This is a genomic window from Bradyrhizobium sp. USDA 327 (genome assembly GCF_041262065.1).
Lineage (GTDB): Bacteria > Pseudomonadota > Alphaproteobacteria > Rhizobiales > Xanthobacteraceae > Bradyrhizobium > Bradyrhizobium liaoningense.
On sequence record NZ_JBGCCW010000001.1, the window covers coordinates 7,229,180 to 7,243,369 of the forward strand.

At 65.0% G+C, this 14,190-nt stretch carries 10 protein-coding genes and 1 pseudogene; 1 reads left to right on the forward strand and 10 read right to left on the reverse strand.

The annotated features are described in order from the left end of the window. Positions 1 to 292: 292 nt before the first annotated feature. The 8 genes and pseudogenes from pnp to rimP form a co-directional block, all read right to left on the reverse strand. Entirely contained in the window at positions 293 to 2,455 is a 2,163-nt protein-coding gene (gene pnp / locus ABIA42_RS34160) for a polyribonucleotide nucleotidyltransferase (protein WP_370143715.1), read from the reverse strand. A 376-nt stretch (positions 2,456 to 2,831) separates the two neighbouring features. After that, positions 2,832 to 3,101, reverse strand: a complete 270-nt coding sequence (rpsO, locus tag ABIA42_RS34165) for a 30S ribosomal protein S15 (RefSeq protein WP_008540131.1) — start codon at positions 3,099 to 3,101, stop codon at positions 2,832 to 2,834. Between the two features lie 2 nt (positions 3,102 to 3,103). Further along, the gene (gene truB, locus ABIA42_RS34170; protein ID WP_247799917.1) at positions 3,104 to 4,222 is read right to left on the reverse strand and encodes a tRNA pseudouridine(55) synthase TruB; all 1,119 of its coding nucleotides are present in this window, start codon (positions 4,220 to 4,222) and stop codon (positions 3,104 to 3,106) included. Continuing rightward, the gene (rbfA, locus tag ABIA42_RS34175) at positions 4,219 to 4,665 is read right to left on the reverse strand and encodes a 30S ribosome-binding factor RbfA (RefSeq protein ID WP_028176497.1); all 447 of its coding nucleotides are present in this window, start codon (positions 4,663 to 4,665) and stop codon (positions 4,219 to 4,221) included. The genes truB and rbfA overlap by 4 nt, the downstream gene beginning before the upstream one ends. Positions 4,666 to 4,818: 153 nt before the next feature. Beyond that, on the reverse strand, positions 4,819 to 7,524 hold the full coding sequence (gene infB / locus ABIA42_RS34180) for a translation initiation factor IF-2 (RefSeq protein ID WP_370116904.1): 2,706 nt from the start codon (positions 7,522 to 7,524) through the stop codon (positions 4,819 to 4,821). Between the two features lie 70 nt (positions 7,525 to 7,594). After that, a pseudogene (locus ABIA42_RS34185) lies at positions 7,595 to 8,279 on the reverse strand (RNA-binding protein). A 23-nt stretch (positions 8,280 to 8,302) separates the two neighbouring features. Continuing rightward, positions 8,303 to 9,913 (reverse strand): transcription termination factor NusA, encoded by a 1,611-nt coding sequence (gene nusA, locus ABIA42_RS34190; protein ID WP_028176500.1) that lies wholly within the window; start codon positions 9,911 to 9,913, stop codon positions 8,303 to 8,305. 2 nt (positions 9,914 to 9,915) lie between these two features. Beyond that, positions 9,916 to 10,671: a ribosome maturation factor RimP gene (gene rimP / locus ABIA42_RS34195; protein ID WP_370116898.1), complete on the reverse strand. Its 756-nt coding sequence runs from the start codon at positions 10,669 to 10,671 to the stop codon at positions 9,916 to 9,918. A 359-nt stretch (positions 10,672 to 11,030) separates the two neighbouring features. Between rimP and ABIA42_RS34200 the strand changes: the two genes are divergently transcribed. Next, on the forward strand, positions 11,031 to 12,113 hold the full coding sequence (locus ABIA42_RS34200) for a DUF2336 domain-containing protein (protein WP_370116895.1): 1,083 nt from the start codon (positions 11,031 to 11,033) through the stop codon (positions 12,111 to 12,113). 129 nt (positions 12,114 to 12,242) lie between these two features. On the opposite strand, the gene trmB is transcribed toward ABIA42_RS34200, so the two are convergent. Together trmB and ABIA42_RS34210 are read right to left on the reverse strand one after the other, a co-directional pair. Continuing rightward, on the reverse strand, positions 12,243 to 12,953 hold the full coding sequence (trmB, locus tag ABIA42_RS34205; protein WP_370116892.1) for a tRNA (guanosine(46)-N7)-methyltransferase TrmB: 711 nt from the start codon (positions 12,951 to 12,953) through the stop codon (positions 12,243 to 12,245). After that, positions 12,950 to 14,107, reverse strand: a complete 1,158-nt coding sequence (locus ABIA42_RS34210; RefSeq protein ID WP_370116889.1) for a M20 family metallopeptidase — start codon at positions 14,105 to 14,107, stop codon at positions 12,950 to 12,952. The genes trmB and ABIA42_RS34210 overlap by 4 nt, the downstream gene beginning before the upstream one ends. Positions 14,108 to 14,190 lie beyond the last annotated feature (83 nt).

Here is a 14,190-nt window from a genome sequence, read left to right on the forward strand (position 1 = left end):
GCCGGCCGGCCAGTTCGCACTCATGTGAAAGCGCTGTCCTGGCAATCCCCTGGCGGCCACCATGCGCCACAGATCCGCCATCGAGTCTGCCGTCGGCCATCTCAAAGGCCGAGCATCGCATGGAACGCAACGACCTCCGGTTCAAGCACGGCGATGCCAACCACGCCGTGCTTGCCGCACTCTTCGTCCGGCCGCTGCTCAATCCGACCTGAAAACAGGAATCTTCACGGCCGACAAATGAAAAGGGCGGCCTCTCGGCCGCCCTTCGTGTTTCTGGCTGTGGTGCGAGAGCTTATTCGCCCGCCGCTTCGCGCGGGGCCTTCTCGCCCTCGGCGGCCTTCTCCTTGGCCTCGAGGTCCTCGCCGGTGGTCTGGTCGACCACCTTCATCGACAGGCGGGTCTTGCCGCGGTCGTCGAAGCCGAGCAGCTTGACCTTGACCTTGTCGCCTTCCTTGACGACGTCGGAGGTCTTCTGCACGCGGCTGGAAGCGAGCTGGCTGATGTGGACGAGGCCGTCCTTGGAGCCGAAGAAGTTCACGAAGGCGCCGAACTCCATGACCTTGACGACGGTGCCGTCATAGATCTGGCCGACTTCCGGCTCGGAGGCGATCGACTTGATCCACTTGATCGCGGCCTTCATGGCTTCGCCGTCGCTGGAGGCGACCTTCACGGTGCCGTCGTCCTCGATGTTGACCTTGGCGCCGGTCTTCTCGACGATCTCGCGGATCACCTTGCCGCCGGTGCCGATCACTTCGCGGATCTTGTCGGTCGGGATCTTGAAGGTCTCGATGCGCGGCGCATATTCGCCGAGCTCGGCGCGGGCGTTGGTCAACGCCTTGGCCATCTCGCCGAGGATGTGGATGCGGCCTTCCTTGGCTTGGCCAAGGGCGACGCGCATGATCTCTTCGGTGATGCCCTCGATCTTGATGTCCATCTGGAGCGAGGTGATGCCCGCTTCCGTGCCGGCCACCTTGAAGTCCATGTCGCCGAGATGGTCCTCGTCACCGAGGATGTCGGAGAGAACCGCGAAGCGCTTGTCTTCGAGGATCAGGCCCATCGCGATGCCCGCGGTCGGCCGCTTCAACGGCACGCCGGCATCCATCAGCGCCAGCGAGGCGCCGCAGACCGACGCCATCGACGAGGAGCCGTTGGATTCGGTGATCTCCGAGACCACGCGTACCGTGTAGGGGAACTCGTGGTGCGGCGGCAGCACCGGATGGATCGCGCGCCAGGCCAGCTTGCCGTGGCCGATCTCGCGGCGCTTGGTGCCGCCGAGGCGGCCGGTCTCGCCGACCGAATAGGGCGGGAAGTTGTAGTGCAGCAGGAACGTTTCCTTGTACGTCCCGGACAGCGCGTCGATGTACTGCTCGTCCTCGCCGGTGCCGAGCGTGGTCACGACCATCGCCTGGGTCTCGCCGCGGGTGAACAGCGCCGAGCCGTGGGCGCGCGGCAGCACGCCGACTTCGGCGATGATGTTGCGGACCGTCTTGCTGTCGCGGCCGTCGATGCGCTTGCCGGTGTCCAGGATGTTCCAGCGAACGATCTTGGCTTCCAGCTCCTTGAACACGGCGGCGATGCGGAGCTTGTCGTATTTCGGCTCCTGGCCCTCCGGGAAGTAGTGGGCGATCACCTTTTCCTTGACCTTGCCGACTGCGGCGTAGCGATCCTGCTTGACCGGAATGGCGTAGGCGGCGCGCAGCTCCTGCTCGACGAGGCCGAGCATTTCCTTCTCGAGCGCGGCATTGTCGATCACGGTGACTTCGCGCGGCTCCTTCGCGGCCTTCTCGGCGAGCTCGATGATCGCGTTGATGACCGGCTGGAAGTGACGGTGACCGAACATCACTGCGCCGAGCATGATGTCTTCGTTCAGCTCCTTGGCCTCCGATTCCACCATCAGCACGGCGTCGGCGGTGCCGGCGACGACGAGGTCGAGCTGGGTGTCGACCATCTCGTCGAGCGTCGGGTTGAGCACATATTCGTCATTGACGAAGCCAACGCGAGCTGCGCCGATCGGGCCTTTGAACGGAGCGCCCGACAAGGTCAGCGCCGCCGACGAGGCCACCAGCGCGACGATGTCAGGGTCGTTTTCCATGTCGTGCGACAGCACCGTGGCGATCACCTGGGTCTCGTTGCGCCAGCCATCGACGAACAGCGGGCGGATCGGACGGTCGATCAGGCGGGAGACCAGCGTCTCCTTCTCGGTCGGACGGCCCTCGCGCTTGAAATAGCCGCCGGGAATGCGGCCCGCGGCGTAGGTCTTTTCCTGGTAGTCGACGGTCAAGGGAAGGAAGTCGACGCCTTCGCGCGGCGCCTTCGCCGCGACGACGGTGGCGAGCACCACGGTCTCGCCATAGGTGGCGACGACGGCGCCGTCGGCCTGGCGCGCGATCTTGCCGGTTTCGAGCTTGAGTGGGCGTCCGCCCCAGTCGATCTCGACTGAATGCTTATTGAACATAGTGGTCTTCTTTCATGGGTTCTCGAAAGAAGGGATGCGTCGAAAAACAAAAACCATGCGCAAGATTGCGGGACGCTGATCGGAGCGGATGATCAGCGTCCTGCGATCCTGCCATGGTTTTTGGATTTCGGATGGCGTCCATCCTTTCGGGTCATACGGGCGCCTTGCCCGTTGTGCCCAGCCGCCGGATTGCTGCTGGACTGTCAGTCGGCACGAACGCGAACACCGAACCGCGGTCTTCACTCTTCATGCCCGGATACGAATCCTCAAAGACTCGCATCCGACGCGCACGCAGCCTCGATCAAAAACCTTTAAGGAAGCGCTTTCGTTCGAAACCACGCACGAAAACGCGCGCCAGTGGCGCGCGCAGGAACACTTAACGACGAATATTGTGCTTCTCAAGCAGCGCCTTGTACCGCGCCTCGTCCTTCTTCTTGAGGTAGTCGAGGAGCGAGCGGCGGGTCGAGACCAGCTTCAAGAGGCCGCGACGCGAATGGTTGTCCTTCACGTGGGTCTTGAAATGGTTGGTGAGGTTGTTGATGCGTTCCGACAGGATCGCGACCTGAACCTCGGGCGAGCCGGTGTCGCCGGCCTTGGTGGCATTCGTCTTGATGACTTCCGCTTTGCGTTCTGCGGCAATCGACATCGTCAATTTCTCTCGTTGCGACCGGAGCTGGCAGTCAGGCCGGTCAGGTTGAACACACGCTTGGGGATGATTTCGCCATTGCCGACTTCAGCAAGCGCGAGAAGCCGGCCTGCCACCGTGACATAGACTGTGCCGCTACAAGTGGGCGCATCCCGTCCGCGCAACAAAACGGCCTGGCCCCGATGGAGCCTTGCCGCATCAGCCCGAGTGACGGCCAGTGCCGGGATGTCGTCCAGCGCGGTCTCAACGGGCAAAAGCGCGTCGGCGAGGCTGCCCTCGCCGGACGCGGCTCTATCGCACAAAGCCTCCAACTGATCCAGCGGAATCATGTCGTTTTCGCCAAATGGGCCGACCAGGGTCCGCCTGAGCGCGCAGATATGGCCGTAAGTGCCGAGAATCCGGCCCATATCGCGGGCCAGGGCGCGGACATAGGTGCCCTTGCCGCACTCGGCCTCGAATACGGCTCGGTCCTTATCCGGTTGATCTACAAGGGTTAAATGGTGAATCTCGACCGGCCGGGGCGCCAGTTCCACGACCTCGCCATCGCGGGCAAGGTCATAGGCGCGCTCGCCCTGGATCTTGATCGCGGAATAGCGCGGCGGGATCTGCTCGATCACCCCGGTGAAGCGGGGCAGGAGAGCCAGGATCGCCTCCCGGGTCGGGCGCTGGTCGGACGTCGCGGTCACCCGGCCCTCGATGTCGTCGGTGTCGCGTTCCTCGCCCCAGCAGACCGTGAACTGGTAGCGCTTGCGGCCGTCCATCACGAAGGGAACGGTCTTGGTGGCTTCGCCGAGTGCGATCGGCAGCCCGCCAGAGGCGAGCGGATCGAGCGTACCGGCGTGGCCGGCGCGCTTGGCGTTGAACAGGCGCTTGAGCACGGCAACCGCCTGCGTCGAGGTCATGCCGATCGGCTTGTCGAGCACGACCCAGCCATGGACGTCACGGCGGTCCCGGCGCGGCTGGTTGCCCTTCTGCTGCTTGGCGCGTGGATCGTTGTTGACGCGGCGCGGCTCCTGATGCGGCCGGGCATCGCCTCCCAGATCCGCGAAATTATTCTTCTGCACCTCGCGCTGATCGGCATCGTTGCCGCCGATCGTGCCGTGAGCCGGGTCCATGGTCATTGCTCTTCTTCCCGATCCGAAGCCGGATTCTGTTCCAGATCCTTGTCCAAGTCCTTCTGCACCGCAGGTGTTCGCAAAAGCTTCTCGATCCGTTCCGCTTCGTCGAATCGCTCGTCGACGCGGAAGCGAATGTCAGGTGCAAATTTCAGGTTAACGCGCCGCGCGACCTCGCCGCGCAGGAATTTCTTGTTGCGCTCGAGTGCCGCGATCACGATCTCGGTGTCGCGGCCACCGAGCGGCATCACATAGACCGTCGCGAGCTTCAGGTCGGGCGACATCCGCACCTCCGGCACGGTGATGATGTGACCTTCGAGATCCGCATCATGCACGTTGCCTTGCGCCAGAATATCGGCCATCGCGTGGCGAACCTGCTCGCCGACGCGCAACTGACGCTGCGAGCCTCCGCCGGGCGCGGAACTTTTCTTCTGATGGTGGCGTGGCATTTTCGAAAATCACCTCGTCATGCCCGTGCTTGGGACACGGGCATTGTCGTTTTCCTGTTGAAACGAAGAGGGGTGGATGGCCGGAAAAATCCGGCCATCGCACTCCCGCAATTTCAGTTCAAAAAGATCCGAACGCTTCGGTAAGATTTGGACTTACAGGGAGCGCTGGATCGTCTCCACGCGATAGCACTCGATCACGTCACCGGCGCGCATGTCGTGATAGCTCTCGAAGGCCATGCCGCATTCCTGGCCCGACTGGACTTCCTTCACTTCGTCCTTGAAGCGCTTCAGCGTCGACAGCTTGCCTTCGTGCACCACGACGTTGTCGCGGATCAGGCGCACATTGGCGCCGCGTTCCACGGTGCCGTCGGTGACGCGGCAGCCGGCGACCTTGCCGACCTTGGAGATGTTGAAGATCTCCAGGATCTCGGCATTGCCCAGCATGGTTTCGCGCAAGGTCGGCGCGAGCAGACCGCTCATCGCCTTCTTCACGTCGTCCACGAGGTCGTAGATGATGTTGTAGTAGCGGATCTCGATGCCGTTGCGCTTGGCCGCCGCAGCGGCTTCCTTGTTGGCTCGGACCGAGAAGCCGATGATCGCGGCGTTGAAGCCTTCCGCGAGCGTCACGTCGGATTCCGAGATGCCGCCGACGCCGGCATGCAGGATGCGGGCTGCGACTTCGTCGGTGCCGAGCTTCTCCAGCGAGCCGAGGATGGCTTCCAGCGATCCCTGCACGTCGGCCTTGACGATCAGCGGGAATTCCTTGCGGCCCGCCGTCTTCAATTGCGACATCATCTGCTCGAGCGAGCCGCGCATGCCGGAGATCGAGGCTGCCGCGTTCTCGCGCTTCTGGTGCGCACGGTAGCTGGTGACCTGACGGGCACGGGCTTCGTTCTCGACCACCGCGAGACGATCGCCGGCCTCGGGCGGACCGTTGAAGCCCAGCACTTCGACCGGTACCGAGGGACCGGCCTCCTGCACCGTCTCGCCCTGATCCGAGATCAAGGCGCGGACACGGCCCATTTCGGCACCGGCGACGATGATGTCGCCGACGCGGAGCGTGCCGCGCTGCACCAGCACGGTCGCGACCGGACCACGGCCGCGATCGAGCTTGGCCTCGATCACGGTGCCCTCGGCCGGACGCTGCGAATTGGTCTTCAGGTCGAGGATTTCGGCCTGGAGGGCAATCATTTCGAGCAGCTTGTCGAGGTTGGTCTTGTTCTTGGCGGACACCTCGACGTCGACGACCTCGCCGCCGAAGGATTCCACCTGCACCTCGTGCTGAAGCAGCTCGGTGCGCACGCGCTCGGGCTTGGCGTCGGGCTTGTCGATCTTGTTGATGGCAACGATGATCGGCACCCGCGCCGCCTTGGCGTGGTTGATGGCTTCGACCGTCTGCGGCATCACGCCGTCATCGGCCGCGACCACCAGCACGACGATGTCTGTGACCTTGGCGCCGCGGGCGCGCATCGCGGTGAACGCGGCGTGGCCGGGCGTGTCGATGAAGGTGATCTTCTTGCCGCTTTCGGGCGACACCACCTGATAGGCGCCGATGTGCTGGGTGATGCCGCCGGCCTCGCCGGAGACGACGTTGGCGTGGCGGAGCGCGTCGAGCAGCGAAGTCTTGCCGTGATCGACGTGACCCATCACGGTCACGACGGGCGAGCGCGTCTCGGTGTCGGTGGAATCGTCGACGGTGTCGAACAGGCCTTCCTCGACGTCCGACGCGGCCACGCGCTTGACGGAGTGGCCCAGTTCTTCGGCGATCAGCTGCGCGGTGTCGGCATCGATCACGTCGGTGATCTTGTGCATCGCGCCCTGCTTCATCAGCATGCGGATGACGTCGACCGCGCGCTCGGCCATGCGGTTGGCGAGCTCCTGGATGGTGATCGCTTCCGGAATGATCACCTCGCGGATGAGCTTTTCCTTCGGCTCGTTCGAGGCATGGCCCTTCAGGCGCTGCGTGCGGCGGCGAAACGAGGCGATAGAGCGCTCGCGCACCTCGTCGGCGTTGAGCGCGGTGACCACGGTGAGGCGGCCGCGCTCTTTCTGCGGGCCGGGCTTGTGGGTGGTCTTGGGGGGAGGCGCGGGACGCGCGGCGCCGCCGGGACCGCGACGGATCTGGCGCGGAGCCTCGTCCTCGTCCGGTTCGGCTGCAACTGCGGGGCCGCGACCTGCCGGTCCACCCGGACGCTGCGCGGTCGTCGTTGCTGGACGCGCCGTCGTGGTTCCCGGGCGGGTCGTGGTGGTTCCGGGCCGGGCCGCGGGGGCGCCGGGCCGCGGCGCAGGCGCGGCCGGTGCCGCGGTTGCGGGACGCGCGGCCGCCGGCTGCTCGCCTTCGCCAAAACGCTTCTTGGCTTCGGTCTCGGCCTTCCGCTTCGCTTCGTCCTCGTGGCGATGGCGCTCGTCCTCGGCCTTGCGGCGGGCTTCGGCGGCTTCGCGCTCGGCGCGTTCGGCGGCCTCGCGGACGGCGCGGCGCTGGGCCTCTTCCTCGGCCTGGCGGCGTTCTTCGACTTCGCGCAGCTTGGCATCGGCCAGCGCGCTGGCACGGGCCGAACGCTCGTCCTCGGTCAGGGTGCGCAACACCACGCCGGAACCGGCGTTGCGAGGCGGGGCGGGCGGAGCCGGGCGCGACGGCGCGGCGGGCGCCGCCGGCGCCGGCTTTGCGGCCACCTCAGGCACGTGCGGCTCGGGGCCATCGCCAATGCGGCGCTTGCCGCGCTTCTCGACCACGACCTGCTTGCTGCGGCCATGGCTGAAGCTCTGGCGCACGGTCCCCGTTTCGACGCGCGGCTTGAGCGATAGCGTCTTGCTCGGAACGCTCAGCTTCTTGTCGCCAGGGGTCTTGGTATCAACCATTCAGCAGTCCTAATCCTGATTTATCAGTGTTGTGCGTTGCCGCACCGTCCAATTGGGTCGTCGTTGTCTCTCAGAAATCCTGGCCGTGCTTTTCGGCAGTCTTGTCATCGTCCGCCATCCGGTATCGGACCAGCATCTGGCTACGTGACAGGAATGACCTGCTCGCCGGGCCCGCGAGCAGCGCAGCATGTATCACATTTGACCGGGTGAGTGCCAAATCCAATTCTATCGATTTCAGAGCAGTTACGACGGGAATCTGCGGCTCAGCGCCGCGATTTCCGGCATTTTGACGCGCCAGCATGTCCAATTTGCGGATTCCGTCCGCGGCCCCGTCGCTGGCATGGATCAGGACCTCGACAGTGCCCTCCCGAAGGGCGCTCTCGACCTTGCCGAAGCCGGCCACGACCTGGCCCGCCTTGGCGGCGATCCCAAGGGCTTCCGTAACGCTCCGAACCAGGAGCGCCTCGATGTCGGTGGGAAGCGTCTGAGGGATGCGCAGATCGCGCTTGAAGGCCTTGCTAAATTGGTGACGCCGCACGGCTTCCGCAACCACCTTGCGTGAGGCGGTGATCCACATGCCGCGTCCGGGCAGCTTGCGCTTGAGATCGGGAACCCACCTCGCCTTGCGGCGATACGACGAAGCGGATCAGCTCGTCGATCGGCCGGACCTCGCGACTGACCGCGCACATGCGCATGGTCGCGGACCTTTCGGTCCGCGGCCCATGGTCGAGTTCGCTGTCAGTGCTGGCGAGCATCCGGATGACATCCTCCCTGGCCCTTACGCCGGCTGGTCTTCGGTCGCGGCAGCCTCTTCAGCAGGCTTGGCGAGATCGGCCTCGGTGATCCAGCCGGCCTTGACACGGGCCTGCATGATCATCGCTTCGGCATCGTCACGGGAAATGTCGATGCCATCGAGCGCACCGGCGTGCTTGGTCGGCTCGCTGCCTTCCTTGCGCTCGGTCCAGCCGACCAGATCGTCGGTGGCGCAGCCGGCGAGGTCGTCGACCGTCTTGATGTCGTTCTCGCCGAACTTCACCAGCATCTTCGAGGTCACGCCGGGCACGTCCTTGACCGCGTCCTCGACGCCGAGCTCCTTGCGCTTGGCCTCGAGCTCGGCTTCCTGCTGCTCCAGATATTCGCGAGCGCGGTTCTGGAGCTCTTGCGCGGTCTCCTCGTCAAAGCCTTCGATGCCGGCGAGTTCCTTGACGTCCACCATCGCGAGTTCCTCGACCGAGGTGAAGCCTTCGGACGCCAGCAGCTGGCCGACCACTTCGTCGACGTTGAGCGATTCCATGAAGACGCGAGTAGAGTTCTCGAAGTCGGCCTGGCGGCGCTCCGATTCCTCCTGCTCGGTCAGGATGTCGATGTCCCAGCCGGTGAGCTGCGAGGCCAGACGCACGTTCTGGCCGCGGCGGCCGATCGCCAGCGAGAGCTGGTTGTTGGTGTCCGGCACCACGACCTCGATGCGCTCGCGGTCCTCGTCGATGACGACCTTGGAGACTTCGGCCGGCGCCAGCGCGTTGACCACGAAGGTCGCGATGTCGGGCGACCAGGGAATGATGTCGATCTTCTCGCCCTGCAGTTCGTTCACCACGGCCTGCACGCGCGAGCCGCGCATGCCGACGCAGGCACCGACCGGATCGACCGAGGAATCGCGGGAAATCACGCCGATTTTCGCGCGCGAACCGGGATCGCGGGCCACCGCCTTGATCTCGACGATGCCGTCATAGATCTCCGGCACTTCCTGCGCGAACAGTTTTGCCATGAACTGCGGATGAGTGCGGGAGAGGAAGATCTGCGGGCCTCTCGTCTCGCGGCGGACGTCGAAGATGTAGGCGCGGACGCGGTCGCCGTTGCGGAACACTTCGCGCGGCAGCATCTCGTCGCGGCGGATGATGGCTTCGCCACGGCCGAGATCGACGATCACGCTGCCATATTCGACGCGCTTGACGACGCCGTTGACGATGTCGCCGATGCGGTCCTTGAATTCCTGGTACTGGCGGTCGCGCTCGGCTTCGCGCACTTTCTGCACAATCACCTGCTTGGCCGATTGCGCGGCGATGCGGCCGTATTCCAGCGGCGGCAGGGTGTCGGCGATGGTGTCGCCGACCTGGGCACCGGGATTGGCGCGCTGCGCGTCCACCAGCGAAATCTGGTTGGCATGGTTTTCGACCTTGTCGACCACCAGCATGTGGCGCGACAGCCGCAGCTCGCCCTTTTTCGGGTCGATCTCGGCATGAACGTCAGTTTCGCTGCCGTAACGGGCCCGCGCCGCCTTGGCGATGGCGTCCTCCATCGCGGCGATGACGATGCCGCGGTCGATCGATTTCTCGCGTGCAACGGCGTCCGCGATCTGAAGCAATTCAAGTCGGTTGGCGCTGACTGCCATGGCTAGTCTCCTTGGTCAGGCTCGATCTCGCCCCGCCGCGCGCGTTCGGCGGCCAGGCGATGTTTCTTCGTATTGGTCGGGGCCGGCTTCTTCTTCGGCTTGGTGTTCTTGGTGATCTTTTCACTGATTTTCGCGTGCGGCGCCTGCGGCGGCTCGAGACCGAGATTGCGGCGCATCTCGCGCGCCTGGGCCTTGCCGCGGCGCATGGATTCGGCGATCAGCTCGTCGGTCAGCACCAGCCGGGCCTCGCCGATATCCTCCATGGTCAGGAGAACGTCGGCTTCGTCACTTCCCTTGACGTCGTCGCGATGCAGATGCACGCGATCGCCTTCGACAGCACCGAGCGTGCCGCGGAAGCGCTTGCGCCCCTCGTGCGCGACCGCCATCTCGATCTTCACCAGATGCCCGGAATAGCGCTCGAAATCGGAGCGGCGCACCAGCGGGCGGTCGATCCCCGGCGAGGAGATCTCCAGCCGGTATGCGCGATCGATGGGATCGGCGATGTCGAGCACGGGCGACAATGCCCGCGAGATCGCCTCGCAATCCTCGATCTGCATCGAGCCGTCCGGTCGTTCGGCCATGATTTGAACGGTGCAGCCGGCTTCCCCGGAAATGCGGATCCGCACCAGGCGATAGCCCATGCCCTGGAGCACGGGAGCAGCCACCGCGGACACCCGTGCCGCGACGCCCGGCTCGACCACGAGCCGCGGCTCGGCCAGCAATTCGGCATCCGTGGAACCAGGGTTCGGCTCGGTCATATCCAGGGTCAGGGCGCTCGATGGTTAAGGCTTGGTTACGACTTCAAAGCCCGCTTCGGAACTTTCCCGACAGCGCGTCGGGCCGCATCTTTCGCCAAGCCGCGTTCAGGTAATAAAAAAGAGCGGGTCCTTGCGGGCCCACTCTCACTACGCGGATCGTATGAGAAGATGAATTGGCGCTGATATAGCGCTTTCCGCCCGCCCGGACAAGGCCCATCACAGCGGGAACGGGGCCTTTTTGCGCCGATCGGCGCACCCTGCGCAACGCTTCTTTCATCAAGCAGGCCTAAATTCCCCGATCGTGGGGCGGCTTGAACCAAGGGCGCACCCGCGGCGTGCCCCGTTCGAGTTGCGTTTTCATGACCGTTGCCACGTCGCTCATTCCTGGACTGGACGATATCGTCAAACGCGGCGATCCGCGGCGACGCGGCGAGATCGCGCGGGCCATCGCCCAGTTGTTCTTCCAGGATGCGGAGAAGCTCCGCCCCGAGTTGATCGATCTCTTCGACAATCTCCTGATCGATCTCGTCCCGCATGCCGAGCTGTCCTCGCGGGTCGATCTGGCCGAGCGCTTCTCGCACCTGAACAACGCGCCGCCGCACCTGGTCAATCAACTCGCGCGCGAAAACGAGATCATGGTGGCCGGTCCCGTGCTGCGCCGCTCGCCCGTGCTCGACGACGCGGCTCTTGCCGAGATCGCGCGCCTGAAAGGCCAGGGCCATCTCCTGGCGATGACGGAGCGCCCAGCCTTGTCTCCCGTCGTCACCGACGTGCTGATCGAGCGCGGCGATCGCGACGTGGTGCGCCGCGCCGCAGGCAATGCCGGCGCGGTGTTCTCACCAGGCAGCTATTCCGAGATGATCAAGCGCGCGGCCCAGGACGGCGTGCTGACCCTCAGGATCGGCCAGCGTAACGACCTCTCCGGCGAGCACCTGAAACAGCTGCTCGACGGGACGCTCGACGTCATCCGCCGCCGCCTCTCCAGCGTGGTCAATCCCGCGCGCAAGGCCGAGATCAAGCGCGCGATGGCGGCGATCGAGGAGGCGGCGCGGCCGCCGGGGCCGCGACGCGATTTTTCGGGCGCGCAGCGCACGGTGCTCGCCTTGCATCGAGAGGGCCATCTCGGCGAAAGCGCGCTGCTCGGCTTCGCCAAGGCGCACAAATACGAGGAATCGATAGCCTCGCTCTCGGCGATGTCCGGCGTTCGCCTCTCGATTCTCGACCGCCTGATCGCGGGCGACCGCTACGATCCGCTTCTGATCCTGGGCCGCGTGCTCAATCTCGGCTGGCCCACGGTGCGTGCGCTCATCCTGCTCTGGTACGGTCCGCAACGCACGCCTGCCGATGCCGACATCGAGGCCGCGCGTCTGAACTTCACGCGCCTGATGCCGGCGACCGCCGAACGCGTCGTGAATTTCTGGCGCAACCGGCGGACGATTTAAAGAACAGGCGTTGTCGTCATGGCCGGGCTTGTCCCGGCCATCCACGTTCTTCGTGCCGCCGAAAGAAAATACGTGGATGCCCGGGACGAGCCCGGGCATGACGACTGCGGATGTATCGCGTGAAAAAATTCACACCCGCCTGAACCGCAGATAAGCCGCCTTGCGTCCTTCCCGCGCGGCCTTTCGGCCGTAGCGCGTCATGGTGTAGCCCGGCCACGGCTGGCGGAAATCATCGGCGCGTTCGGCGAGCCAGACGAAGTCCTGCGAGCGCGCAAGATGCGACAGCGTCCAGGCGCAGTAATCGTCGATGTCGCAGACGAAGCGGAACTCGCCGCCGCTTCTGAGCACGCGCGCCATCGCGGCGATCGTCCGGTCCTGGACGAAGCGCCGCTTCCAGTGTCGCCGCTTCGGCCAGGGATCGGGGTGGATCAGGTCGATCCGCGACAGCGAATCCTTTGGCAACCAGGCCAGGAGCTCGGCGGCATCGCCCGCGAACAGGCGGATGTTGCCGATGTTGGCGGCCTCGATCTGCGCGAGGATTTTCGCCATGCCGTTGACATAGGGCTCGCAGCCGATGAAGCCCGTGGCGGGAAAGTTCTGGGCCTCGGCCGCGAGATGCTCGCCGCCGCCGAAGCCGATCTCGAGCCTGACCTCTTCGGCTGCGGGAGCGAAGATCGCACGGGCATCCGCCGGCGCCTCACCCTCGATGTCGAGGGCAAGATGCGGCAGCAGCTGCTCGATCAGCCCGGCCTGGTGTTGCCTGAGCTTGTGGCCCTTGCGGCGCCCGAAGAAGGCGCGCTCGCTGTCGTCGCGATCGGGGTCTGATTTGCGTTCGCTCATCTTAGCGTCTGATACAGGCGATGGAGCAGCCGCGCGCGCGGCGCGAGCGACGAGACATAGAGCTGCTCATAATGGGTGTGCGCGCCCTTGCCGTCGACGCCGAGCCCGTCGAGCGTCGCGGTGTACGCGGCGGTGAAATTGCCGTCCGAGCCGCCGCCTGTATGCGTGTCGATCAGCTCGAAGCCGATCTCCGTGGCGAGCGCCCTCGCATGCTCGTACAGCGAGGCACCCGCATTGCTCTTCTCGTAAGGCGGACGATTGAGCTCGCCGGTGACCGTGACGGTGACGCCCTCCGTCTTCGACGTCAGCCCGAGAATCTTTCCGACGAACTCGTCTGCGTCCTTCAGGCTCAGCACGCGCAGATCGACTTCGGCATAAGCCTCTTCAGGAGTCACGTTGGGGCGCGTGCCTCCGCGCACCACTCCGACATTGACGGTGACGCCGCGCGCCAGATCGTTCATTCCTTCCAGCGTCAGGATGATATTGCCGAGCTCGCGGACGGCGCTGCGGCCGTCTTCGGGCCGGGAGCCGGCATGCGCGGGCACACCCTTGATGAACACCTGGAAGCGTCCGACGCCCTTGCGTCCGGTGACGATCTTGCCGCCGTCGCGCGCCGGCTCGGTCACCAGCACGTATTTGGCCTTGCGCCCTTCCTTCTCAATCAGCGCACGCGACGTCGGGCTGCCGATCTCCTCGTCGGAGGTGAACAGGTGCGTGATGCCGAGCGGTGAGCGATCGGCCGTCGCGCAAAGCGCGCGAAAGGCGTGATGGGCGATGTAGGCACCGCCCTTCATGTCGTAGATGCCGGGGCCGAACGCGACGTCGCCTTCGACCTTGAACGGCAGGCGCTCGATGAATCCGATGGGATGAACGGTATCGAGGTGGCTCAGCACCAGGATGCCCGGTCGATCCTGACCCCAATTCGTGCGCGCCACGAGATGATCGCCGCAGCCACCCACGCCGGCGACGCGCTCGAGCGTGACCGGCAGGTCGCGATATTGCTCCGCGACCAACGAGACCAGCGTGTTCACCTGTTCAGGCGCTTCGGTCGGCGTCTCGATTTCCACCCAGCGGCGGATGCCATCGAGGATGGTTTGGGAATCGAACCAATTGGATCCGGTCATGAGCGCATCTGTGCCTTTGAATCGCATCATCGAAGCGGACGCGCATCAAAGCGCGGTCCTAAATGACGACATAGGCCAGATTTGACGCGGTCTCAAATCGCCATCGAGATGGC

Excerpts from the sequence above, each read along its gene's own strand:
- trmB (WP_370116892.1), bottom strand. The coding sequence starts at position 12,953 with ATGAGCGAACGCAAATCAGACCCCGATCGCGACGACAGCGAGCGCGCC.
- rimP (WP_370116898.1), bottom strand. The coding sequence starts at position 10,671 with ATGACCGAGCCGAACCCTGGTTCCACGGATGCCGAATTGCTGGCCGAG.
- ABIA42_RS34200 (WP_370116895.1), top strand. The coding sequence starts at position 11,031 with ATGACCGTTGCCACGTCGCTCATTCCTGGACTGGACGATATCGTCAAA.
- nusA (WP_028176500.1), bottom strand. The coding sequence starts at position 9,913 with ATGGCAGTCAGCGCCAACCGACTTGAATTGCTTCAGATCGCGGACGCC.
- rbfA (WP_028176497.1), bottom strand. The coding sequence starts at position 4,665 with ATGCCACGCCACCATCAGAAGAAAAGTTCCGCGCCCGGCGGAGGCTCG.
- ABIA42_RS34210 (WP_370116889.1), bottom strand. The coding sequence starts at position 14,107 with ATGATGCGATTCAAAGGCACAGATGCGCTCATGACCGGATCCAATTGG.
- pnp (WP_370143715.1), bottom strand. The coding sequence starts at position 2,455 with ATGTTCAATAAGCATTCAGTCGAGATCGACTGGGGCGGACGCCCACTC.
- rpsO (WP_008540131.1), bottom strand. The coding sequence starts at position 3,101 with ATGTCGATTGCCGCAGAACGCAAAGCGGAAGTCATCAAGACGAATGCC.
- truB (WP_247799917.1), bottom strand. The coding sequence starts at position 4,222 with ATGACCATGGACCCGGCTCACGGCACGATCGGCGGCAACGATGCCGAT.
- infB (WP_370116904.1), bottom strand. The coding sequence starts at position 7,524 with ATGGTTGATACCAAGACCCCTGGCGACAAGAAGCTGAGCGTTCCGAGC.